The organism is Citrobacter sp. Cpo100 (assembly GCF_030332595.1).
GTDB lineage: Bacteria > Pseudomonadota > Gammaproteobacteria > Enterobacterales > Enterobacteriaceae > Citrobacter > Citrobacter portucalensis.
Genome location: NZ_JAOWHM010000037.1, coordinates 163,571 through 188,271, shown reverse-complemented (window position 1 = coordinate 188,271; position 24,701 = coordinate 163,571). Strand labels below are relative to the sequence as shown.

21 protein-coding genes are annotated in these 24,701 nt (G+C 49.2%); 14 read left to right on the top strand and 7 right to left on the bottom strand.

The genetic code is table 11. The features are described from left to right. Positions 1–22 precede the first annotated feature (22 nt). The 3 genes from OGX96_RS16460 to OGX96_RS16450 form a co-directional block, all read right to left on the bottom strand. Entirely contained in the window at positions 23–1,402 is a 1,380-nt protein-coding gene (locus OGX96_RS16460) for a PTS transporter subunit IIC (RefSeq protein ID WP_060682103.1), read from the bottom strand. Positions 1,403–1,415: 13 nt separating this feature from the next. Beyond that, positions 1,416–2,270 carry an amidohydrolase family protein gene (locus OGX96_RS16455; RefSeq protein WP_053069328.1) on the bottom strand — a complete coding sequence of 285 codons (855 nt, stop codon included), beginning with the start codon at positions 2,268–2,270 and terminating at the stop codon, positions 1,416–1,418. Between the two features lie 522 nt (positions 2,271–2,792). Next, positions 2,793–3,788: a LacI family DNA-binding transcriptional regulator gene (locus OGX96_RS16450; protein WP_234096198.1), complete on the bottom strand. Its 996-nt coding sequence runs from the start codon at positions 3,786–3,788 to the stop codon at positions 2,793–2,795. A gap of 174 nt (positions 3,789–3,962) precedes the next feature. On the opposite strand from OGX96_RS16450, the gene OGX96_RS16445 reads away from it, so the two are divergent. From OGX96_RS16445 to OGX96_RS16435, 3 genes are all read left to right on the top strand, one after another. Beyond that, entirely contained in the window at positions 3,963–5,399 is a 1,437-nt protein-coding gene (locus OGX96_RS16445; RefSeq protein WP_286583644.1) for a glycoside hydrolase family 32 protein, read from the top strand. Between the two features lie 30 nt (positions 5,400–5,429). Continuing rightward, positions 5,430–6,380, top strand: a complete 951-nt coding sequence (locus OGX96_RS16440) for a PfkB family carbohydrate kinase (protein ID WP_286583642.1) — start codon at positions 5,430–5,432, stop codon at positions 6,378–6,380. Positions 6,381–6,442: 62 nt separating this feature from the next. Continuing rightward, entirely contained in the window at positions 6,443–7,702 is a 1,260-nt protein-coding gene (locus OGX96_RS16435; RefSeq protein ID WP_071446227.1) for an MFS transporter, read from the top strand. A 76-nt stretch (positions 7,703–7,778) separates the two neighbouring features. Here the strand turns inward: OGX96_RS16435 and OGX96_RS16430 are convergent, their stop codons facing one another. The 4 genes from OGX96_RS16430 to ycgZ form a co-directional block, all read right to left on the bottom strand. Further along, positions 7,779–8,330, bottom strand: coding sequence for a LuxR C-terminal-related transcriptional regulator (locus OGX96_RS16430; RefSeq protein ID WP_234096201.1), 552 nt, complete (start codon positions 8,328–8,330; stop codon positions 7,779–7,781). Between the two features lie 133 nt (positions 8,331–8,463). Continuing rightward, positions 8,464–8,730, bottom strand: coding sequence for a biofilm development regulator YmgB/AriR family protein (locus tag OGX96_RS16425; RefSeq protein ID WP_008784990.1), 267 nt, complete (start codon positions 8,728–8,730; stop codon positions 8,464–8,466). A 34-nt stretch (positions 8,731–8,764) separates the two neighbouring features. Further along, positions 8,765–9,037, bottom strand: a complete 273-nt coding sequence (locus OGX96_RS16420; protein ID WP_286583639.1) for a hypothetical protein — start codon at positions 9,035–9,037, stop codon at positions 8,765–8,767. A 40-nt stretch (positions 9,038–9,077) separates the two neighbouring features. Further along, positions 9,078–9,314: a regulatory protein YcgZ gene (gene ycgZ / locus OGX96_RS16415; protein ID WP_003833500.1), complete on the bottom strand. Its 237-nt coding sequence runs from the start codon at positions 9,312–9,314 to the stop codon at positions 9,078–9,080. A 318-nt stretch (positions 9,315–9,632) separates the two neighbouring features. On the opposite strand from ycgZ, the gene OGX96_RS16410 reads away from it, so the two are divergent. From OGX96_RS16410 to dhaL, 11 genes are all read left to right on the top strand, one after another. Further along, positions 9,633–10,862 (top strand): diguanylate phosphodiesterase, encoded by a 1,230-nt coding sequence (locus OGX96_RS16410; RefSeq protein ID WP_286573507.1) that lies wholly within the window; start codon positions 9,633–9,635, stop codon positions 10,860–10,862. Between the two features lie 203 nt (positions 10,863–11,065). After that, complete coding sequence (locus OGX96_RS16405; protein WP_008784993.1) at positions 11,066–11,797, top strand: MerR family transcriptional regulator; 732 nt, start codon at positions 11,066–11,068, stop codon at positions 11,795–11,797. Positions 11,798–12,106: 309 nt separating this feature from the next. Then, positions 12,107–12,637, top strand: a complete 531-nt coding sequence (locus tag OGX96_RS16400) for a Csu type fimbrial protein (RefSeq protein WP_003833507.1) — start codon at positions 12,107–12,109, stop codon at positions 12,635–12,637. Between the two features lie 14 nt (positions 12,638–12,651). Beyond that, positions 12,652–13,374, top strand: coding sequence for a fimbrial biogenesis chaperone (locus OGX96_RS16395; RefSeq protein ID WP_003833508.1), 723 nt, complete (start codon positions 12,652–12,654; stop codon positions 13,372–13,374). A gap of 55 nt (positions 13,375–13,429) precedes the next feature. Continuing rightward, positions 13,430–15,715 (top strand): fimbria/pilus outer membrane usher protein, encoded by a 2,286-nt coding sequence (locus OGX96_RS16390; protein ID WP_286583636.1) that lies wholly within the window; start codon positions 13,430–13,432, stop codon positions 15,713–15,715. A gap of 13 nt (positions 15,716–15,728) precedes the next feature. Continuing rightward, positions 15,729–16,697 carry a Csu type fimbrial protein gene (locus tag OGX96_RS16385; RefSeq protein WP_204192034.1) on the top strand — a complete coding sequence of 323 codons (969 nt, stop codon included), beginning with the start codon at positions 15,729–15,731 and terminating at the stop codon, positions 16,695–16,697. A gap of 323 nt (positions 16,698–17,020) precedes the next feature. Further along, positions 17,021–18,295 carry a Glu/Leu/Phe/Val family dehydrogenase gene (locus OGX96_RS16380; protein WP_032943729.1) on the top strand — a complete coding sequence of 425 codons (1,275 nt, stop codon included), beginning with the start codon at positions 17,021–17,023 and terminating at the stop codon, positions 18,293–18,295. A gap of 396 nt (positions 18,296–18,691) precedes the next feature. Continuing rightward, a complete protein-coding gene (locus tag OGX96_RS16375) occupies positions 18,692–20,551 on the top strand; it encodes an STY4199 family HEPN domain-containing protein (RefSeq protein ID WP_133158641.1) in 1,860 nt (619 codons plus the stop codon). A gap of 38 nt (positions 20,552–20,589) precedes the next feature. Beyond that, positions 20,590–22,701 carry a hypothetical protein gene (locus tag OGX96_RS16370; RefSeq protein ID WP_137377341.1) on the top strand — a complete coding sequence of 704 codons (2,112 nt, stop codon included), beginning with the start codon at positions 20,590–20,592 and terminating at the stop codon, positions 22,699–22,701. A 275-nt stretch (positions 22,702–22,976) separates the two neighbouring features. After that, complete coding sequence (dhaK, locus tag OGX96_RS16365; protein ID WP_137377342.1) at positions 22,977–24,047, top strand: dihydroxyacetone kinase subunit DhaK; 1,071 nt, start codon at positions 22,977–22,979, stop codon at positions 24,045–24,047. Positions 24,048–24,058: 11 nt separating this feature from the next. After that, positions 24,059–24,691 (top strand): dihydroxyacetone kinase subunit DhaL, encoded by a 633-nt coding sequence (gene dhaL / locus OGX96_RS16360; protein WP_020996617.1) that lies wholly within the window; start codon positions 24,059–24,061, stop codon positions 24,689–24,691. Positions 24,692–24,701: the final 10 nt, after the last annotated feature.

The following is a 24,701-nucleotide window of genomic DNA, read 5'->3' as shown; positions in this document are numbered from 1 at the left end:
CCCCTGATGTTTATCAGTATTCTTAGTCAACTTTGTTAGCAGTTAATGAGGCCGCAGTCGTTGATTTATTATTAATATTGAAAATCAACTTCAGCACATAAATAACAATCCCAGTCACTACGATAGAAAAAAGACACAAGAGTGCAGGATTCATTCCTTTTAACAGTTCGAACATTTTGTAGAAGATATAAGATATAGCGTGTGAGCCACCATCAATTGATGAGGCCATCATCTCTTTTGGCACATTCAGTTGCGCCTTTTCGGCCAAAGCCTGCGACACAACAGCGAGATCCGAACCAAACCACAGGATCCCGCACACGATGACAATGCCATTAATTAATCCACGGAACATGTTTCCGTTGCATGCAACCGTGCCAAAGACAACAAATATCGGCAGATAAGGAATATCGGCGAATGGCATCATGGTATTAAAAGGCAAAATAGTACTAATCAGGATCGTGAGTGGCACCATCAAAATACCTACAGACAATACCGCAGGGTTTTTAAAAGCAATTTCACCGCTGATACCAAAATAAAGTGACTTTGTTGGAAAACGTTTCTTTACCCATTCAGAAGCAATTTCAGTAATCGGTACCAGACCACTGACCAGCACTCCCGCCATCGTCGGTAATAACACCATGACCGCAGCAAAATTCATTCCACTCTTAATAATATCGCTGAACGGTAGCGCGCCAAGCATACCGATGATCACCCCCAGAATGGCCCCCATCGCTAACGGACTACCAAAAAACCCTAGTTTGGCTTCAATTTTGCTGAGATTAAGGTCAATTTTGTTAATCAACGGAATGCGATCAATTACACGGTCCATTAAAAATGCCAGCGGGGCCCATGCGACGATCTCCGCCTGAGTAATGGTCACGTTTGGCGTGTCACAGAATTTCTGCACATGTGGGGCAATGTAATCGGCGATTTTTAGCGTAATAATAAATGTGATCCAACTTGCAAAAATCCCCATCCAAAATGAACCCGTCACCTGTTCAACGATGATTCCGGCAAATACAAAGTGCCAGTAATTCCAAAAATCAACGTTAAGGGTTTTGGTGGTATTGGTTGAAATCATCAACAAATTAGTGGCAAAACATAACGCATAAACAATCGGCAGAGAAAGCGCAGCCAGACTGAAGGCACTAATTAACGGCCAGCCCAGATCCAATACTTCATAATGAAGATTGAGGTTTTTTACCATCGCTTCTGTCGAGCTGCTAAGTGATGTCACCATAAAACCGATCAGCAACGAAAGACCGAGAAACCCAATACCTACCGTCATTGCATTTTTTGCCGCATCGGCAAGTTTCGCGCCAAATAGCACGGCAAATAAAAACATAATCATTGGAATGACCACTGCCGGGCCAAATCCGAGGATATATTGAACGACTTCCATAAGTGCCCCCCTGTTACTTTAATGAGTAAACCTTCTCTGCCACGCGATAAAAAAAGTTATCGCTGGAAAGAGCCTGGTGAGATTGCAGGTAGTTCTGGTAAAGCCCTAAAGTGTCGGCGTACGGTAATGCCAGTAGAGAAACAGGCCAGTCGGAGCCATACATCACTCGCTCATCACCAAATGCGGCAAAAACCGAGCTAAAATAAGGTTCCAGCTCCTGGCTCGCCTGCTCAGGTCCCGTCCAGCGGGCATAATCTGCTTCCGTGACCAGGCCTGATAGTTTGCAAAAAACATTGCTGTAAGCCTCACCAATCAACATTAACTGTTCACGCCAGCGGGTAATTTCCCCGTCGCGAACTGCGGGTTTTGCCGCATGTTCGATAACAAAGGTCACTTCCGGACAAGCAGAGATAAGCTGGCTTGCCGCCTCCAGCTGTTGGTGCGTAACCAGCAGTTCATACACCAGCCCCTGCTCTCCAACGCATCGTACCCCCTGGATAAATTGCGGGGTCACTAAATGGCTCTCAGGCAAGCCCTGAGACATATAGCGGATCCCTTTCAGATAGCGGGATTTTCTCTGCAGTCTCTGCAAATCCTCTGCGATCCCAGCCCCGCGGTTTATATCCACCCATCCCACAACACCTTTTACTTCATCGTGATGCTCAGCTATTTCCAGCAGCCATTCGGTCTCCTCAATTGAAGGGATGGCTTGTACTAAAATGGCGCCTTCGATGTGGTTTTCAGCCAATACGGCCTGCAAATCGTCAATAAGAAAATCACGGCGAATTGCCGCCAGATCGTCTGTGATCCAGGCAAAATGCTCTCCCTGGCAATGCCAAACATGGTTATGGGTATCAATCACTTTCATATTCACCATCCTGTATTTTAATTGTATACAATGAGAATACAATAAAAGTCTGTGGTTAAAAGGCAACCTCGGAATGCACTATCTGAGTACGGGATCACAATTTTCACGGTTTATCTGTAGGCTAAAAAAGGGACGTAAAAGCCTATAACCGCCGTAGAATCCGATGTCACTGAGCTGAACTATTGCATGTGGTTAATGTGGTGGACGCTTGTGCGTCCCGCTGAAGTTACAGAAGCAGAATGAGCAGAGAAGAGCGATAGATGGGTAAGTACGAACTAAAATCTAAACGTTTCGTAAGTTACGATGTATTGATACGTTAACATTAATAAATAACGGTTATTTTATTGAAACCCTAAATTACGACGAGAGTTTAATACACGCCCCAACTTTGAGCCTTGCGCGCTAAACCGTGACTTAGCAGTACCCCCACGTTTCAGTTTTGTAACATCCACCAGCAAATTAGCGCCCCCCCCACATAATTCACACATCCCTCCGGTTGATGAAACGAAGCAGTTAGGTTAATCATATTGAGGCGCGCGGAAGCCAGGGGCTGTCTACCCGCACGGTATCCCGGTGATCGAGCCCCTGGATAAGATGCAGCGCGCTAAGACGACCGATTTCATAGTGCGGCAGCTGTACCGTTGAGAGCGGCGGCAAAAATAGCTCGCCGGTGCCCACCATATTGTCATAACCCAGCACAGCGACGTCCTGCGGAATGCGCAGCCCTCGCCCCAGCAAGAGCTGGTAGATAACAAAAGCCACGCGGTCGTTACCACACACCACCGCATCGAAGATCGGGCGCGCGCCGCTCAGGTAATGCCCGGCAATCTCCGCCGCATCAATATGGTGGCGCTCGCCCGGCGGAAGATAGTGGTGGAACATTGCATCAGGGTCGACACCCGCTTCACGACAAGCCCTCTCCATTCCCGCCCGACGGCGATCGGTCGCCACAATTCCTTTCGGTAGGTGGATGCACAGCAGTCGACGATAGCCTGCGGCCAACAGTGCTTTCACACCAAGATATTGCCCTTGTTCATCATCGGGAATATAGGTGGGGAAAGGGCCGCTTGTGCTTTCACAGTTCGCCAGCACGCAGCGATACTTATGCAGCTTTTCCGGTACCGGTACCTGGCGCAGTCCCATCGCGGTGTAGATAATACCGTCCGGGCGATGCGCCAACAGCAGATCAACCATTTTCTCTGGCTTGTCATTGCTGAACATATTCACCACAAAGCTATTCCAACCGTGCGCCCGCGCGGTCTCTTCGATAGAGAGCGTTATCTCCACGGAAAATGGCGTAGTCATGGTGTCCAGCGCCAGCACCCCAATCGTGTTAGCCGTGGTTTTTGCACCACGAATTTTTTTAGCGGAGAGATCGGAGACATACCCCAGCGCATCTACCGCTTCCATCACCTTTTTATAGGTTTCAGGCCGTAGTCGTTCGGGCTCGTTAATCGCCCGCGATACGGTCATTAACGAGACGTTAGCCCGCTGCGCCACATCCTTTAAAGATGCCATACCCTCTCCTTCGCCGATGTTCACTTTGCCGGGGTCTGAAAATGCGATCTCGATAACGCCCGCAAAATGTTAACGTTAACTTTTGTGATTAACATCGATATTACCATCAAATCTGCGAGAAAACCGAGAATGTTAACGTTATCTTTTGATCAATTCACTTATAGGGACAAGCAAATGACGTCACTACTTTCCAAAGCCAACGAAGCCTTAAGCCAGCAGAAAGACCTTATAAACCCGCGCTGGTATCCACGCTATCACCTGGCGCCACCGGCGGGTTGGATGAATGATCCCAACGGTCTGTCCTGGTTCGATGGTTACTACCATGCGTTCTATCAGCACTATCCGTGGCAGCCGGTCTGGGGACCAATGCACTGGGGCCATGCGCGCAGCCGCGATATGGTGAACTGGGAGCACTTACCCATCGCACTGGCACCAGAAGGGCCGGAAGATAAAGACGGCTGTTTTTCCGGTTCAGCGGTGGTTGAAGGTAATAAGCTGGCCCTGATCTACACCGGACACAAGTTTGACGGCGAGGCGAAAGAGGAAAACCTGTATCAGGTACAGTGCCTGGCCACCAGCACCGACGGGATTCACTTTGAACGCCAGGGCATGATTCTGGATACCCCGCGAGGCGTACACCATTTTCGCGATCCGAAAGTCTGGCAAGAGGGAGACAACTGGTACATGGTGGTGGGCGCCCGGGTCGATGACGTGGGCGAAGTGCAGCTCTATCGCTCGCAAGATCTACAGCACTGGCAGTTTGCCAGCACGCTCGGCAGGGCCGATGACGGCATGGGCTACATGTGGGAGTGCCCAGACCTCTTCCCACTCAACGATAAGCTCGTCTTCATGTTCTCGCCTCAGGGCATCGCCGCAGACGGATACGATTGCCGTAACCTGTTCCAGAGCGGCTATATGGTCGGCGAATGGCCGGATAATCTCCATTTTCACGACACCCACGCCTTCCAGGAGATGGATCACGGGCATGATTTTTACGCCCCCCAGTCATTTACTACCCCGGATGGGCGCCGCATCGTGATTGGCTGGCTGTCGATGTGGGAATCGCCAATGCCAGAACAAGCCGACGGCTGGGCGGGCATGCTTACCCTCCCCCGCGAGGTGACGCTCGATACCGATCAGCGGCTGCGTATGAACCCGGTGAAAGAGCTGGAATTATTACGCGGTGAGCTTCATGTCTGGCCGGTCAGCGAACTGCACAATCGCACCCTGATGGTAGAGGAGCAGGCGCACGCTATTGAAGTCGAACTGAGCATCGATATCGCCCGCAGCAGTGCTGAAGAATATGGTATCGCGCTGGGTGGCGGACTACGGGTCTACGTCGATGCTCAGGCACAGCGTCTGGTGCTGGATCGTCGCTACCCGCAGCATGGTCTCTCTGGTTATCGCAGCGTGCCGCTGCCAGTTGGTGACCGGCTGGATCTGCGCTTATTTATCGACAGCTCCTCGGTAGAGGTATTTGTCAATCACGGTGAATATACCCTTAGCAGTCGTATTTATCCTGAACCGGACGATCGCCAACTGACCTTATTCAGCCTGAACGGACACGCCATTTTTAATCAAGGGCATGCCTGGCCGCTCAGCGCCAAATAAACATCCGTCTTACTGCTTTGGGGAAAAATAATGACTATCTGGACGCTCGGAGACGCTGTGGTGGATTTATTGCCGCGCGACAATATGCAGTTTGAAGCCTGCGCGGGAGGCGCTCCCTTCAATGTGGCAATCGGCGTGGCTCGCCTTGGCCGCGCCAGCGGTTTTATTGGCCGTGTGGGCAATGACACTTTTGGTCGATTTCTGCATCAGACGCTGGAAACAGCGCAGGTGGATACAGGAAGTCTGGAGTTTGATGCACATCAGCACACCAGTACCGTACTGGTTTCACTGGCTCCCAACGGCGAGCGGCAGTTTGAGTTTTTGGTCAATCCGTCTGCCGATCAATTTCTCAGCCCGGCGAGCCTGCCCGACTTTGGTGCCGATATTCTGCACTTCTGCTCGCTGGCGCTGGTTGCCCCTGACTGCCGCGCCACCCTCGCCCAGGCTATGGCCGCATTGCGACAGACCGGCGGCACTCTGAGCTTTGACATCAATCTGCGTCCGCAGATGTGGAGCAACGAGATGCAGATGTTTGACCTTGTCAACGAGTTTGCCCGGCAGAGCGACATTCTGAAGATGTCGGAAGAAGAACTGCTGTGGCTAACGCAGACCAACTGTCTCAGTAACGCCTGCGAACGTCTGGTTGATTTTCCTGCACGCCTGAAAATCGTCACCCGCGGTGCCGACGGCGCTATCGCTTTCTGGCAAAACAGCAGGCTAACTTTAAGCGGCTATAACGTCGAAAGTATCGATACCACCGGCGCCGGTGACGCCTTTATGGCCGGGCTGCTGGCGGCACTCGCCGAGGAAGGCTGGCCCAAATCGACGTCAACGCTACTTCCACTTATCGAGCAGGCCAGCGCTTGTGGTGCTCTGGCGACCACCCGGCGTGGCGCGCTAAGCGCGTTTCCCGACAGCCAACACCTGAGCAGCTTTATTCAGTCACAACCGTCGCTACGGAGAACGATTACCCCGAAATAAAGCGCACTCGTTACGTCGTATCAGAAAGACCTTACAATGACCTGATCTGGATTGGAAAAATCATGAAGATAAATATGCCGTTCAGTAATGACAAATATCGGTACTCGTCCGGGTATCTGCTTTTTTTCTTTGCCGCCTGGTCGTTGTGGTGGTCTTTTTATGCGATATGGCTAAAAAATAAACTTGGCCTGTCCGGAACGGAGCTGGGAATGCTGTATGCCGTAAACCAGTTCTTTAGCATGCTGTTTATGCTGGTCTACGGTTTTCTGCAGGATAAGCTCGGCACCCGTAAACACCTTATCTGGCTGATGGGGATAGTCATCACGCTCAGCGGCCCGTTCCTGATTTATGTTTACGAACCGCTGCTGACCTCCAACTTCAAACTTGGTATGGCGCTGGGAGCCATTTTCTTTGGCCTTGGCTACCTCGCGGGTTGTGGTCTGGTAGAAAGCTTCGTCGAAAAAGTGAGCCGCAAATTCAACTTTGAATTCGGCACCGCCCGCTTGTGGGGATCGCTTGGCTACGCCGCAGGGACATTTGTTGGCGGTATCTTCTTCAGCATCAACCCACACATTAACTTCTGGTGCGTATCGGTAATGGGGGTGTTATTCCTGTTGATTAACGTGTTGTTCAAAACCAACTCACCCGCCCCATCTTCTGTAAAAACGCGTTCTCCTGAACCCGATGCGCTGACCCGAAAGGATTTTCTCACTATCTTTAAAGATACGCAGTTCTGGTTTTTCGTTATCTTTGTCGTCGGTACCTGGTCGTTCTATAGCATCTACGATCAGCAGATGTTCCCGGTGTTTTACGCCAGCTTATTTGACGATCCCGAACTGGCACCACGCGTATACGGCTACCTCAACTCGGTACAGGTCTTTATGGAAGCCGTCGGTATGGCGCTGGTTCCATTCCTGATTAACCGCATCGGGCCTAAATCCGCATTGCTGCTGGGTGGCACAATCATGACCTGTCGAATCCTGGGTTCAGCACTGTTCACCGATATCTATATTATCTCCTTGATTAAAATGCTTCATGCGCTGGAAGTCCCACTGTTTGTTATTTCAGTGTTTAAATTCAGCGTAGCAAATTTTGATAAACGCCTGTCATCAACGATATATCTTATTGGCTTCAATATCGCCAGTTCCATTGGCATTATCGTGCTGTCACTGCCTGTCGGTAAGTTGTTTGATAAAGTGGGCTATCAGGAAATCTTCCTGATTATGGCCAGCATTGTGGTAATAACGCTAATATTTGGCTACTTCTCGTTGAGCAAAAAACATCATCAGCAGAAGATGGGAAATGAACTGGTGACAGAGTAGCGAAGTTTAAAATATATCGGACAGGGCCATTAGCCCTGTCGTATCCCCCAAAAGTAAGTACGAACTGTCGATTTACTCAGGCATGTTCCAGCCATTTGCGGAATATTTTCGCTCGCAGTATTCCCTGAAAATCAATCAGCCCAGAACAACCAAGCTTCTTGATCAGATTCTGCCTGGCCTGGTAAATCGTTTTCAAATGTAGATTTAACAAGGCGGATATCTCAAAAATAGTTCGACCTTCTCCTAACTGCGTTAGAATATATTTATCTCGCGCAGTCAGCGAAATATTTAGTTCTGACTGATTGTCGTGTATACCGCCAGAACGAGTAATATCAATAATAAATTGTTTGAATGTGGCAACGCTAACATCTATTGGCAGTCTGTAAAGTGATAAATCATTGAGATATCTGTACAGATGACCATCAATCAGCAGTACCAGACGATGCGTTTTCAGATCGTAATTTTGCCTTTTTACCGCCTCAAAGTGATTGGCGGTGAAAAAAACCAGATGCGTCTTATCATCTTCGAAAACAATATCTGCAAGAATATTCTTTAGCCCTTGCCTGATAAAAATATCATCAATCCATAACTCTGCGTTTCCAGTGTGTTCCTGAACGATGTTCATCATTATGGCCTCAATGAAAAATCACAATTGTTCTAGAGAGGGTGCTATGTATAGTCTTAATCAAAAAAATGCTCAGCATGAGTGCTTTCAGCATATAACAAAGGTACTGTACATATTATATTAACATGAAGACTTTTTAGACGTCGTCAGCTGTGTAGCGCAGCACTATTTCCAGGGTTTTTCTGATAACATCTGCCTGGACAACGTCAACTGTTGATTCCAGAGAACTAATCAGGCTTAAAATGATGTTTTTATTATTAACATTATCACCTGCCAGAATTACATTTGTTACCGCCTGTCCCAATACCACAGACTCATCTGCTAATAGCTCACCTGCATTATGGAAGTAACTTGATAAAGCTTTATCCGTCATTACACTGTGGACATTAATTTCATGAAGCATGGTAACCTCGCTTGTATAGTCTGGAAGATTATCTTTAATGTAATTTAGGGTTTTTGCTGGCACTGAAAGCACTCTCATCTCTGGTTTTATCCGGTTTTCTACTTATCTTCCCCGGATTAATGTTTGTAACATCATTGATAACGCTGTCAATTAATTGCTTGCGTGTGCCATCTATTTCACTGGCCTGCATAAGTCGCAATTGCTTAATCACTGCGGCTAACGAAACGTCTGTATGCATTCGCAAAATTTCTAGCACAGCCAAACCTGTAATTTCATGTTTCAGGCGTTCACTATCAGTTTTCTTCATAACTCCTTCACTACTTACCCCTATAAGTAAGGGGTTTATTTTATTCAAAAAGCAGACCAATTAACGCATTGTAATGTTTCTGTTCTTTCTCCCCAGATGCTTTTTCAAGACGACACAGAAGCTTGGTGCAAAGTGATTTGCGGTTCAGATTTCGTCCATCCTTGAGTATCTCAGTGACGATTTCTCCCAATGTTTCCTGTTGAGTTGGCAGATGCGCCTTCGCAAAGTAACGAGAAATCGCGCTTGCAGTATCAGTGCGAACGGTATGCTGCTGCATGTCATGCTCCTGTAACAAAATGCTGGTGAATATTAAGTTTTATAACAGTAGCAAAGTTGTACCAAAAATGTGTACAAATCGAATCATCAATTTTTATCAAAAAGTGCTAAATCAATATAATCAGTAATTTAGATAAATATCAAAGTACATAAAATCAAATTCAGTTGTACAATCCACTTCGTTTAACGAATGAATTCGATCTTTTTAAGGGCCTTTGTTCGTAAAAATAAAGTTAGAATAATGTATTAAAATCAGGACATAAGATGGTTTGTTTGATACTGTCCATATCTCTTCCCTTCCCTTGATCCCGGACTGTCCATGCTCACGACCATTATTTACCGTAGCCATCTACGTGATGACGCCCCCCTCAGAGCGCTTGAGGATATGGTGACAGCCGCAAATCTAAAAAACCGGCGATCCGATGTTACGGGAATTTTACTCTTTAATGGCCGCCACTTTTTCCAACTGCTTGAAGGACCTGAGGAGCAGGTAAAAGAGATTTATCGTTGTATATGTAACGACCCACGGCACCACAATATCGTTGAGCTGATGTGTGATTACGCGCCTGCGAGAAGATTCGGAAAGGTGGGAATGGAGTTATTTGATTTACAAAAACATGAACGCAATGACGTCCTGCAAGCGGTACTTAACAAGGGAACATCAAAATTTCAGCTCACCTATGATGACCGGGCATTACAGTTTTTCCGCACATTTGTCCTTGCGACGGAAAAATCGAGTTATTTTGAAATACCTGCGCCTGATTACTGGAGTTTTATTACCGACAACTCTTGTACTCTCCTGGATGAAAGCACACTCCAGTCCAGTATCGATTTCAGCTTTGCTTTTCAACCCATTATCGATCCTATGTCGCAGCGCGTCATTGCTCTGGAAGCACTTATTCGTGGTAGAGACGGTGAAACGCCCGCAACTTATTTTGGCAACTTAAATCCTGAAGAACTGTATACCGCGGATCTGCAGAGCAAAAAGACTGCTTTTGCAATGGCAAGCGCGCTGGGACTTAACGACAAAATGCTGTCAGTCAATCTGCTCCCCATGACCCTGGTAAACAAACCCGATGCAGTCAGCTTTCTGATAAACGAAATCGCGGCGCACGGACTGGTGCCTGAACAAATCATTGTAGAGTTTACCGAAAGCGAAGTTATATCGCGCTTTGATACGTTCGCGCAGGCCGTAAAGTCACTCAAGGCTGCGGGGATCTGTGTGGCGATAGATCATTTTGGGGCAGGTTTTGCCGGGCTTCAGCTTCTGTCTCGTTTTCAACCCGACCGAATTAAGATAAGCCGCGAGCTGATCACGGATGTGCATAAAAGTGGACCAAGACAGGCCATCATTCAGGCAATTATCAAATGTTGCACTTCACTGGAAATCATGATTTCCGCAGTCGGCGTTGAAAAACCTGAAGAGTGGATGTGGCTTGAGTCCGCAGGTATTGAAATCTTCCAGGGTAACCTTTTTGCACAAGCCTGCCTGAATGGTATTCCGTCTGTTGCATGGCCAGAGAAAAATGATTTCTCAGCGTCAAAATAACTAACGCATTGTTATAAATAAACAATCACCACAACCGCCCTCATGCTGAACATAAAAATTCAGCATTTACTCCCTGCGTGATAGTAAAGTAAATCTTAATTTTGCTAGAATCCTCTGTATGTTTTGTACAATTTGATGCATGTTGTACAAAGTAACAGGAACCGCATATCGGTGACGGAGAATCAGGAGTGTCCGGGGGAACTATGGCTTATTACAGCATTGGGGATGTCGCAGAACGTTGCGGGATAAATCCTGTTACCCTTCGGGCATGGCAACGACGTTACGGTTTACTCAAACCTCAACGCAGTGAAGGTGGCCACCGACTCTTTGATGAAGAAGATATTCAGCGTATTGAAGAAATAAAACGTTGGATTAGCAATGGCATACCTGTTGGGAAAGTTAAGGCATTGCTGGAAACCAGTACCCGTCAAGCTGACGACGACTGGAATCAATTACAAGAAGAGATGATGAGCATTCTTCGCATGGCGCATCCACCGAAGCTGCGAGCCAAAATTACTGCACTCGGTCGCGTTCACCCCGTAGATGCGCTGATCGATCACGTTTATCTTCCCGTACGTCAACGGCTGATACTTGACCATAATACATCCCGCATAATGAACAGCATGCTTGATGGCGCATTGATTGAATATGTTGCCACACTGCTGTCTGAAACGCGGCGCAAGTCAGGAAAGGATGCCCTCCTGATGGCCTGGGATGTTGAAGACAGAACCCGTCTGTGGCTCGAAGCCTGGCGCTTATCGCAATCTGGTTGGCATATTGCCGTTCTGGCTGAACCCATTGAATCGCCAAGACCTGAACTTTTCCCTGGGCAAACCCTTTTTGTCTGGACCGGTATTACGCCAACCCGCAGACAAAATGAACTGCTCCAACACTGGAATGAACAAGGTTATAAGGTCATTTTCCACAGCCCGTAACCTACACGTAATACGTGTAAGATAAATCATACAACTCTCATTTTTTGGCTGGTTATTTTGAGTACCACCCAAGGAATATGTTGCCCTCTATCCTCCTGACTTAACCCCGGCCATAGCATAAAAATAAAACAATATACTAACCCATTGGTATTATTTTTTTGCAGACGACATCACCTTTTTCCTAAGTAAAATTCATTAGATCAACTGGCGTACGTCTAATACTTATTCTAGGGTTAAATTATGTCTTCTTGTGCCACATTATTGTTTTTCTAAAGTAATAAATGTGGTTATTTGAAAAAGGTAAAGGATATGGCTCTAGTCTTAGACAAACGCTTAATTCTTTGTTGCTGCGCCTTTTCCATTATTTCTGTGGCAAATGCAGCAACCGTTAACGGAACATTTCAGGTGCTGATGACGATTCAAAAGGCCTGTACCGTAACTGCCGGTTCGGCTTCAAATATTACACTTGGTCCGGTGAATACCACGGCGACAAATACCAGTGCAAGCAACACTATTTCAATTAATTGCTCAAAAACCACGCCCTATTTTATCGGTCTGGCACCGTCGGCTGCCAATGGAGGGACGACAACAGGATCTGGCGCCATGTCCTCCGTAGCTAACGCTGCCACCAATACCGACAAAGTGCCCTATCAGCTAAATCGTACATCAGCAACAGGTCCGGTGTGGGGGAATACCGCCACCGACACCGCACCTGGAAATGGGGTAGCGGCGACGGGTACAGGTCTGGCGCAAACGTATACTGTTTATGCCACCGCACCGAGCGCCAACTTCACTCCTGACGACTATGCCGACACGGTAACGGTTAACGTTAACTACTAACTTCAGGAAGCCATATGAGAGTAAAACTGCCTGTAAAGCAGTGTGCCTGCGCATGCCTGCTAGGGATGGTTGCGAGCGTCAATCTTGCCACCGCCAGCGGACTGCAAATAGCCCCGGTCACGTTAACGTTGCAAGCGACGCAAAATGCCGATGGTATCTGGCTGAGTAACGCGGGTGAAAATGTGCTCAATGCCCAGGTTCGGGTTTTTCGCTGGAGTCAAAGCGCTTATGACGACAAACTCTCCCCCTCTCAGGGGCTGGTGATTAGCCCGCCGATGTTAGCATTGGCCCCTGGAGAACGACAGCTGATACGCGTTATTCGTACAAGCCCTCCCTCGGCACATGCCGAAGACGCTTATCGTTTGTCGATAGATGAGTTACCGCCTGCAAAAGTAGAAAAAAACAAGCTTCAGTTTGTGCTGCATTATTCTGTTCCCGTTTTCATTCAACCAACATCAGCGGCACAAACGCAGGCAAAACTGCAATGGAAATTACAGCAGCTGGATGGCAAAAAATTTATTGAAGTCAGTAATCAGGGAAATGGGCATGCACAGTTATCTGCTGCAACATTTATAAGCCCTGACGGTACTAAAAAAGTCATTACACCCGGACTATTAGGCTACGTTTTACCCGGATCAACAATGCGCTGGATAGTTTCCCCGTCAGCCAGGAATAATCATTACGGCGGGAAAGTTGAAGTCACAATCAATGGCCAAAAAACAGTACAAGATCTGTAACAGATCCTGGCTTCTGGTGAAATATTGCTTTCTCAATGGAGTATTAATATCGGGAATGGTTTGCGCACAAACGCTGAATAATAACCAGAACGAAAATGGTGTTATTAATAGCGCCTCGCAGATTACGGGAGTCGATTTGTATCTCGACGTCACGTTAAATGGGAATCCCGTTGGGCTGGTTCATTTTGGCTACGATAATGGAAAGCTTTATGCAGGAGCAGATACTCTGCGTAAAATGGGCTTTCGCTTTGCTCCAGACGCCACTAACGCCGTCTGCCTGAACGATATCCCCCAGCTAACCATTGACTACAACGTTCAGTTGCAAACGCTCTCGCTTACTGCGCCGCTCAGTTCACTCGATCTTGCGACCACGCAGCTTAACTCGCCCACCGAAACCGCGCCAACGGCAACAACATCACGCGGGGCGCTGCTCAATTATGATATCTATACGCAACAGGGGGATGAAAGCGCAATCAATACCTTCAGCGAAATTCGCGCCTTCAATGCGACCGGCGTGCTCAGCACCACTCAGCTGACGCAGTACTCTACCGAGGAATATGCCGATAACAGCGTTGAGCGCCTCGACACCAGCTGGCGTACGTCATTTCCTGATTCGATGTTGGCGTTAACCGTTGGCGATACCCTGACAAGTTCACTCATCTGGTCCCGACCGACGCGAATCGGCGGCATTCAGATAGGCACCGATTTTGGGTTACAGCCCTATATGCCAACCACCCCGCTTCCAGCATATCTGGGATCTGCGACGTTACCGTCAAACGTTGAGCTGTACGTCGACGGCGTCAGGTACTACAACGGAGAAGTCCCCGCAGGTAGCTTTCAGATCAACACAATGCCTAACATCAGCGGCGCGGGAACGGGTCAGGTGATGATGACAGATGCATTGGGCAGAACGAGCGTACAAAATTTCTCGTTCTACAACGATCAGCAACTCCTGCGGGAAGGATTAACCGCCTGGTCGGCAGAATTAGGCACGGTACGCGAAAATTATGGTTACTCCTCTTTTGATTATGCCAGCGCACCAGTATTGAGCGCTACGTGGCGTCGCGGGTTTAGCAATACGTTCACCGCCGGGACTCACGCGGAAACCAGCGATGGACTGATTAACGCGGGCTTCAGTAACGACTGGATCCCAGGAACCCGCAGCGGCACGTTTTCGACCTCACTTGCCGCAAGTACCGACTCAGGAAAGAACGGGTTTTTGTACAGTTTTGGTTACCGTTGGTCCGGCGAACGGTTTAATTTCAGTACCAGTACCACGGCAACTTCCGGCGATTATCGCGATGTCGCCACCCATTACGGTGAGCCGCCCCCCACGCTTAACAACAACACGGTTATTGGTTATTCGCTGGAAGCAGCCGGTAATGTCAGCCTGAGCTATTTGCAGTTTCGATATCCACACGAAAATGCGGTGCGCTACGCCAATGCCAGCTGGTTTAAATCTCTCACCGACAACATCTCACTGAATGCCGGATTCAACCAGAACATTGACGACAACCGCGATCGTAGCCTCTATCTGATGGTAACCATCACGACCGACAACAATCTGAGCGCCAGCAGCACCCTACAACGTACCAACGACGAAACCGGTTACCAGCTCAACGCCAGCCTGACGCCCCCTGCCGACGGCGGCTGGGGCTGGAATCTGGCTGCCAGTCAGCAGGCTTCCCGGCAAAGTGGCCAGGGCGAAGTGGGATATCTGGGACGTTATGGTAAAGCGTACGCGGGATTCAGCCGTTTACCGGATAACCATTACGGTTATGCAGGCGCAACCGGATCGCTGGTGACCATGGGAGGCGGCCTGTTTGCAGCAAGAGAAATCAATAATGGTTTTGCCGTCGTCTCAACTGACGGCGTGCCTGATGTTCCGGTCAAATTGCAAAATAACCTGATTGGCCGCAGCGATGACCAGGGACTACTGTTGGTCACCCCGTTGAACAGTTATCAAAAAAACCTGATCAGTATTGACCCGATGGATCTCCCTGCCAATATGCGGATCGCACGCGTTGAGACGAATGCCACGCCAGCCGATCGTTCCGGTACTTTGGTTAGCTTTGGCATCACCCCCGTCCGCGCTGCGCAGATTATCCTCGTCGACAATCAGGGTAAGCCAATTCCTGAAGGCAGCATGGCTTACGCCATCAACGGAAAAGGACAATCGTCTGTCGTTGGCTTTGATGGAATGACATGGTTCGACACCCTGGAGCAGCACAACACGCTGCGCGTTGATACGGACATCGGTAGTTGTCGCGTGCAATTTGACTATCCCGCGTCAGCAAAGGGGATTGTGCAAATAGGTCCACTGGTTTGTCGCCCACACTAACAGGAGTGCGCTCATGAGGTTAAGACATCTGCTACTCATCGCTGCCGTACTTTTTTGTCCGGCAATTAGCCATGCGGTAACCTGTTCGGTGAGCAATGTGCAAGCCATAAATTTAGGTTCGGTCAATCCACTGTCTGCGACAGGCGCAACGTCATCAATGACGTTCAGTTACACTTGCACCAAAGAGCTTGGTGACGTGCTGGCAGGGATCAATCTCTGTTTTAATATTGGCGCCTCGGCCGTCAGTGGCCAGGTGACACCGCGAAATATGTCGTTAAGCGGAAACCCCGCCAGAACGCTGGCATACCAGCTTTACCAGGATCCCGGACACAGCAAAATTTGGGGGAGCCAATACCTGACCGGAACCACTTTTCCGATGGTACAGCTTAACCTGCTGAATCTGACGCCAGTGACGGGTTCACTCACGGTATCGGCGCAGATCGTCACGCCACAAATCGCCGCCGTCCCCGGAAACTATCAGGATAGCTATACGGCGGCGACAGCCCTTGTCACCCTTAATCCTGGATTGCTTTTCCCACCGACCACCTGTGGTGATACCGTTGCCGCCAGGTTTCCTTTCACCGTCACAGCTGCTGTCAGCAAACAGTGTAATATCACCTCCGCGACTAACATCAGCTTTGCTCCCACCAGCGGAACGGGTCGTAATCTCACGGCGTCAAATAACGTAGGCGTAGCCTGCTCTAATAACACCCCTTACACCATCGGACTTCAACCCTCCAACGGCAATACGGCAGGCAGCGGCGTGATGGCAGGCACGGGGTCAAATACGGATAAAGTCCCCTACCAGCTTAGTTCGACGCCAGGTCCTTCCGGTACGATCTGGGGCAATACTGCGCTTAATACCGTTGCGGGCAACGGCACCGGGACAACGACTACCTACCCGGTTTACGCCACCGTCCCCAGCGCGAACTACACGCCAGACAACTATGCCGATACTGTCACCATCGCCGTGACCTACTGACGCCCAGCTTAACAGCAATAAAGCAAACACATTTTATTATCATATTATTTACTTTTAGAGGTGCGTCATAAATCTGACAAATTGCGATTTTTACAAGTTATGCATATTAAACTACATAAATCGCAAAAAAAACCGCGATGAAAGCCAAAATAAAGAATAACCATTCACCACCAAGCCAAAATCCACACTGCTCATACCGATAATCCGTGTTAGCCAGGCAGGCTGTTCTATGAAAAAAATGTTAAATTTAGGTTTATATGGTGAGATTCACTGTATACCACGGCCAAATTAAGAACATATTACTTTTATAACTAAGGTTTATCATGGATAAGTTATCTTACGCTTCAGATAGCAGCACATCTGCCTGGAATACCTACCTGCAACAAATCGAGCGTGTGGCCCCTTACCTGGGCGAACTTTCCCATTGGGTGGACACCCTGCGCCACCCAAAACGCGCGCTGATTGTCGATATCCCGGTGCAGATGGATGACGGCACTATCCGTCATTTTGAAGGGTATCGCGTGCAACATAACCTCTCCCGCGGTCCGGGCAAAGGCGGTGTGCGTTATCATCCTGATGTTGATCTTAATGAAGTGATGGCCCTGTCCGCATGGATGACCATCAAATGCGCAGCGTTGAACCTGCCGTACGGCGGAGCCAAAGGCGGTGTGCGCGTCGATCCGTTCTCACTTTCTGAAGGTGAACTGGAGCGTTTAACCCGCCGTTATACCAGCGAAATCGGCATTATCATTGGGCCGCAGAAAGACATTCCTGCGCCGGATGTAGGTACTAACGGAAAAGTCATGGCCTGGATGATGGATACCTACTCCATGAACCACGGCACCACCGTGACCAGTGTGGTCACCGGTAAACCTATTCACCTCGGCGGCTCGTTAGGCCGTGATAAAGCCACCGGTCGCGGCGTTTTCGTCAGCGGTCTGGAAGTCGCGCGTCGTGCGAACATTGAAGTTGAAGGCGCTCGCGTGGCGGTACAAGGTTTCGGTAACGTCGGCAGCGAAGCCGCCCGCCTGTTCGCCGCAGCGGGTGCGCGTGTCGTCGCTATTCAGGATCACACCGCAACGCTGTTTAACTCCACGGGTATCGACATGACCGCGCTGTCTGCCTGGCAGTTGGAGCACAAACAGATTGCCGGTTTCCCAGGCGCTGAAACCATCGCCAGCGAAGCCTTCTGGAGCGTGGAGATGGATATCCTGATCCCTGCCGCGCTGGAAGGACAGATTACCCGTCAGCGTGCAGAAATACTGACCTGCAAACTGGTACTTGAGGGCGCGAACGGCCCGACTTACCCGGATGCCGATGATATGCTGGCAAGCCGCGGTATCATCGTGGTACCTGACGTCGTATGTAACGCAGGCGGCGTAACCGTCAGCTACTTCGAATGGGTCCAGGACATGGCAAGCTTCTTCTGGAGTGAAGAAGAGATCAACAATCGCATGGACAAAATCATGACTGATGCGATGGTGCACGTATGGGAAAAAGCAGCTGAGAAATCCTGCTCCCTGCGTACCGCAGCCTACATTGTTGCCTGCGAACGCATTCTGCTGGCACGTAAAGATCGCGGAATTTATCCGGGCTAATACGACGGCAGATATGCCAACGTTTTTGACCGACGATAAACGCCAGTCGTGAGTTACGCCAATAATGCTGCATTATTTGTGGCATTATTGGCGTGTAGTAGCCTGATTCATCTGCCCCGCTTTCTGCGTTTTACTTACCCAATATCTGCGCATTTTGTTAGCCAATAAACATTAAATTCCATCGCTGCAACCATAATTTGCGTTAAGAACCCATAGCAACGCATTATTGGTTGCAATGTCTACTACCAATATTACGCCCCCCATATATATTGACGAACCGATTAAAAATCCCGAATAATTGTCGAATTATGGCATTCTGGCTGCAGGGAAAGTTGCCTGACACAGTGCGATTAGATCGGGCCGGGAAAACTCAGCGAATAACCACGTGAGAATATAATGGTCGATCATTCATCTGCTTCTGAGCACAACGATTTTACTCGTTGCCTGTCTCTTTTCGACAGCGCGTTTCCACAAATTTTATCCCTGCTGGGTATGCCAGCCCCCACGCAACTTTCGCCTGATACGTTTTATTATTCACTTGATAAAGCCCGAGAGAGATTGGGCAACTGGAGCAGTGTAGCGGCCCGGTTTAACTATAATGAGCAGGAAATGGCGAGCTTTCTTGCTGCATTACGCACCTTGAACAAATGGCTCGGCAGAAATACAGATGGCCAGCCTGCCGACAGAAATCTGACCATTGCCGCGTTGCGTTTTTTGTGGCAGCTCGAATATTTGCGAGAAAAACAGCCTCAATTAACTTATTCAACGACGCTGCATAACGAAGGCGAAGAAAAGCAGTTACGTAGTTTGCAGCAGGTACGAGCATTAGAGCTGACCATTCGTAGTTTAATTAATGAAGCGTACAATAACCAACAAGCCCTACTTGAGCACCTAAACAAACTATTTGGTCAGGAACGTGTAAAAAAATGGCTCAACGTTGCCGATCGTGATGACGTATTGAGCGGTACCCTTTTCAGTGAACTCGCCTCACTATTTATTGATAAAGACGAATATCCCATCCACTACTCTCCACTTTATCAATATACCCCTTTGCTCAGCTTTGTTAACGATAAACGTAGAACACTGAATACCTTTCTTGACGATATTCGCGTAATTCGCAACCGTCTGGCGCATCATAAGCGGGTAACCTCCGTCCAAACAACATTGATGAATTACTATTACCAAGAAATTACTGAGCCGGTACAGGAGGCCTTCGACGAAGGCCGGGTAAAAGTTAACCCTGATCGCTTTTTTGATGACAGCAATGCTGAGGTTGCTCACTATTTCGAACAGACAGCCCAAAAAATTGAAGATCTCGGCGGTGACGTTCAGGAAATAAAGGATGATCTGGTGGCTCAGGCTCAGGATATTGGAAAAATCAAAATTGATACGCGCATCATTCGCAATCGAGTAGCCTGGGTGCTGGGCGGTATCGTCGTCATTATTGTTGGCTCAGTACTGACTTTCGGAACCTCAACCAAGACGCTGGTGAATACGGAGTCCATCCGTAGCGATCTCGGGGAAGTGGGTAAAACGGTTGCTGGGGCGAAAAAAGAAACCAGTAACGATCCGCGTAAAGAACTGGCGAATATCGGCATTGCCTGGGATGAAAAAAATCTTCGCGCCGCTATCGACCGCGGTGATACCCAGGTTGTCAATCTGTTTCTTGCCGGAGGCATGCGCTGGAAACTGTATTATGCCGAAGCCGCATTACAGGAAGATCGCCAGGAAACGTTGAATGCCCTATTACAATCAGCGTCGTTGATGGATGAAAAAAACGGCTGCCTCAGAATGGCCGGTAAATTACGTCAGCAAGCGGACCACAATGGCACGCTGACCCCCATACAGATTCGTTATTTAAAAACATTCTGTTCTTCTGCCAAGGATGTTCAGGGTATTAAAGCGGAACTGGACAGAGCGCTTAATTTTGAGAAAGCCCAGAAGAAAGCTTACGATGAAGAAATGGCCAAAAATGAACCTGCAGGTCGCTGTGAGCGCCGTCTGATGGCCGATAATGCGCGTGAGTTACTGGCTGACGCGGCGCAATTTTCACTGCAAAGACCGACCACTTATTCACTCCATGATGTGTTATTGAAAGAACTGAATACGCGTCTGATGTTCGGCACACTCAACGAGGCAGAGTTAAAAAGCCTGGTTAAGAACTACTGCGTAAAACAAGAAAACCATGAGCCCAATATTGCGATTGGCGATAACTGGAGTCGCTCACAACGGGTCATTTATAACGTAGTCAAATAATGAGCGATCCAACAACACATTCATCGAAAGAGAATTATATGTTCGCATTCAATAATGCATGGCCGCTGTTTACTTTCGAGTTCAATCCGTCGCAGCGTGATGCACCGGCAGGCAGCCTACTGATCGGATTGGGCGACGGCAATGATACGGAAAGCCAAAAGGGTGTCGCGCTCAATAACAAAGGATACCGTGCAGGTCACTACAATTCGGTGAGTGAACTGGTGGCAAATGCCGACGATCGTCAATGGTCTATATGGCGCAGTAAACTCTCAAGTGTCCAGGGAATACAACGAATCGTTATCGAAGATTTCTCTCTGGATACCTGTTTTACGCTGTTGCTGTTTTTGAACCATCTCGATGCCGCTGGTTCGCTGTCGCTATCAACACATCCGTGGCTGGAATACGTCACCGCATGGGAAAGCGGTATTTATCTGGACGGTGATGATACAACTCGTTCTGCCGCTTGCTTGTTATCCGCACTCGCGCATAGCAGCCTGTGCGAGCAATCCATGGATGATACTGCCGTTGTTCGCCACAACATGCTGGCCTGCCTTCGCCTGTTGAGCGATATGATGATAGCCAACCCAGACCCCACCGCAGGCATTATGCCCATGCACACGCAATGTTATGCAAGTGCGGTCGCAAGTCTGGCGTATGAGCAACAGATTTACCAACACGTTATCAAGCGTTCGGTTACCTGCCAACTCCTGCTGGATCTCGGCACAGGCCGGCGGCAAACGGTGGTTGATGCACTGTTTATTACCGAAACGCTCCCCTCTGGTATGTTGAAAATTCTCGCGCGGTGCGATAAAGAACGCAGTTGGACGCACAATGGATTTGGGTTGCTGGCCATTTATCGACCGCGAGAAGTGGGTACGGGAAATGATATCGTTATTTCGCTCAACCCGATTCAGGGGACACGCCTTGATGCCCTGTGGTCCGCTCTGGAACAACGTGAAGATGTGGCCTGGCAAGGGCTACGCCCGCGCGATACTCCGCGTTTTCTCGAAAGCTATCGCCTGGCCGGAAGCGATAAATTGATCCCAGGCGCACCGAACCAACCCTGGTACGACGATCAAGGCAGAATGACGCTAATTGCGGCACCGAAGCAGCTTGCGCCCGGAGAGCCCGGCTCGAAACTGACCTGGCAAAAAGACGTTTTGCCCGCAATCTGGGAAAATTATTTTACCCGTTATCTTGATAACGCCATTGTGCCAATAGCTTTACCCGAACTTGATTGCCGCACAAAAGGTAAATGCATTCGTGTCTATCAGCATCGCATCCCGGAGGGTGGTGATATTACGATCGTCCCGCTGATGCGAATGATCGATACCCCCACCTTTCATGCCTGGCTGGCAGCACAGAGCGATAGCACGCGCGTCGTTAGGAGTCCTGCGGATCTCCCCCCCACCAGCGAGTACCACTGCCAATGGTACAGCAATATTCTGGTTATCGCTCACCGTCATGGCGTCACAATCTTCTGTCGCGAAGAAGAGGATAAACATCTGGCGATACTGATTAAAGCGGCCATTTCTGTAGCGGATGTAAGCCATGAGTATGAAAATTTTCTGGCGAACTCTGCCCAACAGATTGAACAGTGGCTCAAGGATCTGCTCGAGTCGCAGCAAAAACACAACCGAAAGGGAAAAATTCGTCGTCTATCTGACTGGTCCGAAATGATGCTGGAAACCAAAGCCCAGGCGCTAAAAGCCATGAATAAAGGTGCTTTAGTCGGCAACGATGCCCTACATAACCAACTGAGTGAAGATCTCTCTCGGCAGTGGGGATTGTCTGAGCAACGTCAGGAGCTCATGACGCAGATAGAGCAATTGGATCAGCTCATGCGCCAGGCTATTAGTCAGCGTCAGGAAAAACGCCAACGTATTTACGGCGCACTGTTTTCTGCTTTAGCACTCGGCGCGGCGGCTAACCATATTTGGGAACCGATTAAAGAGATAAAAACAACAAACCTTTATGAATGGCAACTCATGCTATTCAAAGAGCAGCCAGCCCCGGCAATGGACAAGTTACAGACGATTGCTGCAGATGCCGCGCGATATGAAGTCTATACCCTGGCTATTCTGCTAATTTTTGGTTTTATTGGTTTTATCTTGTTCTGGTTTTTCGATTTTAATGGCAAAGAAGAGTAAGGAATAACGTTTTACTCATGATGCCGTCAGCATAAACTTTGCCGCATCTCTCACTTCCGCTGTTTTATGCACCACCACGTTTCAATATGGAACATTAAAAGATGCTAATGTTCCGTATTGAAACACCAATCACATCAATTTTCTTTTGACTACCCGTGTGCAAAATTACCTTATCGGCAGCGAGCGGTCGCCGTGACGTTGAACCAACCGATACCCTACATCAGATGCCTGCCCGAATTTGGCAGCCATCCAGGACTGTCTGCGGAGCATAAATAATGAAAAAATTGATCAACCGTGTTGAAGACGTACTGAATGAACAACTCGCCGGACTGGCGAAAGCGTATCCTTCCCTGGCACTGCATCAGGATCCTGTATATGTCACCCGCGCAGATGCGCCGGTGATGGGCAAAGTGGCTCTGCTTTCCGGTGGCGGCAGCGGACACGAACCTATGCACTGCGGCTACATTGGTCAGGGCATGCTCTCTGGCGCCTGTCCAGGTGAGATTTTTACCTCACCCACGCCGGATAAAATGTTCGAATGCGCCATGCAAATTGACGGTGGCGAAGGCGTGCTGCTGATAATCAAAAATTACACCGGCGACATTCTTAATTTCGAAACCGCCACCGAGCTGCTGCATGAAAGCGGTGTCAAAGTCACCACCATGGTGGTGGATGACGACGTGGCGGTGAAAGACAGTTTGTATACCGCCGGTCGACGTGGTGTGGCGAATACCGTATTGATCGAAAAACTGGTCGGCGCGGCCGCCGAACGCGGTGATTCGCTGGAAGCCTGTGCGGCGTTGGGCCGTAAGCTGAATAACCAGGGCCACTCCATTGGCATAGCCATTGGCGCCTGTACCGTTCCAGCCGCTGGACAACCGTCGTTCACGCTGCAGGATAACGAAATGGAGTTTGGCGTAGGTATCCACGGGGAACCCGGCATTGACCGTCGCCCCTTCACCTCTCTCGATCAGACCGTTGATGAAATGTTCGATACCCTGCTGGAAAACGGTAACTACAGCCGTACACTCCGCCACTGGGACAACGTCCAGGGCGCGTGGCAGGAAGGTAAAGAAAGCAAGCGTGCGTTACAAAGTGGCGATCGCGTTATTGCGCTGGTCAATAATCTCGGTGCGACGCCGTTGTCTGAACTCTTCGGCGTGTATAACCGCCTGGAAAGCCGTTGTCAGGATGCAGGCATCGTCATTGAGCGCAACCTGATCGGTTCTTACTGTACCTCTCTGGATATGACCGGTTTCTCGATCACCCTGTTACAGGTAGATGACGAAACGCTGAGATTATGGGATGCACCGGTTCACACCCCTGCCCTCAACTGGGGTAAATAAGGAGATTCATGATGTCCCTCAACAGAACGCAAATTGTTAACTGGCTCTATCGTTGCGGCGAGATCTTCACCACAGAAAGTGATTTTCTCACCGGACTTGACCGAGAGATCGGCGATGCCGACCACGGTCTGAACATGCATCGTGGTTTCAGCAAAGTCGTTGAAAAGCTGCCGTCCATCGCAGACAAAGACATCGGCTTTATTTTGAAAAACACCGGTATGGTGCTGCTCTCAAGCGTCGGCGGGGCCAGTGGACCGCTGTTTGGCACCTTTTTTATTCGCGCCGCTCAGGTGACTCAGGCTCATCAAAGCCTGACGCTTGAAGAGCTGTATCAAATGATGCGTGATGGCGCAGAAGGTGTGATTAGCCGCGGTAAGGCTGAACCTGGCGACAAAACCATGTGCGACGTCTGGCTGCCAGTAGTCGAGTCCTTACGCCAGTCCTGCGAGCAGAAACTGAGTGTACAAGCAGCGCTGGAAGCGGCAAGCCAGCAAGCGGAAGCCGCAGCACAAAGCACCATCACCATGCAGGCTCGCAAAGGCCGTGCCAGCTATCTTGGTGAGCGCAGTATTGGGCATCAGGATCCCGGCGCAACGTCGGTCATGTTTATGATGCAAATGCTAGCTCAGGCGTCCAGAGAGTAAGGATAAAGCG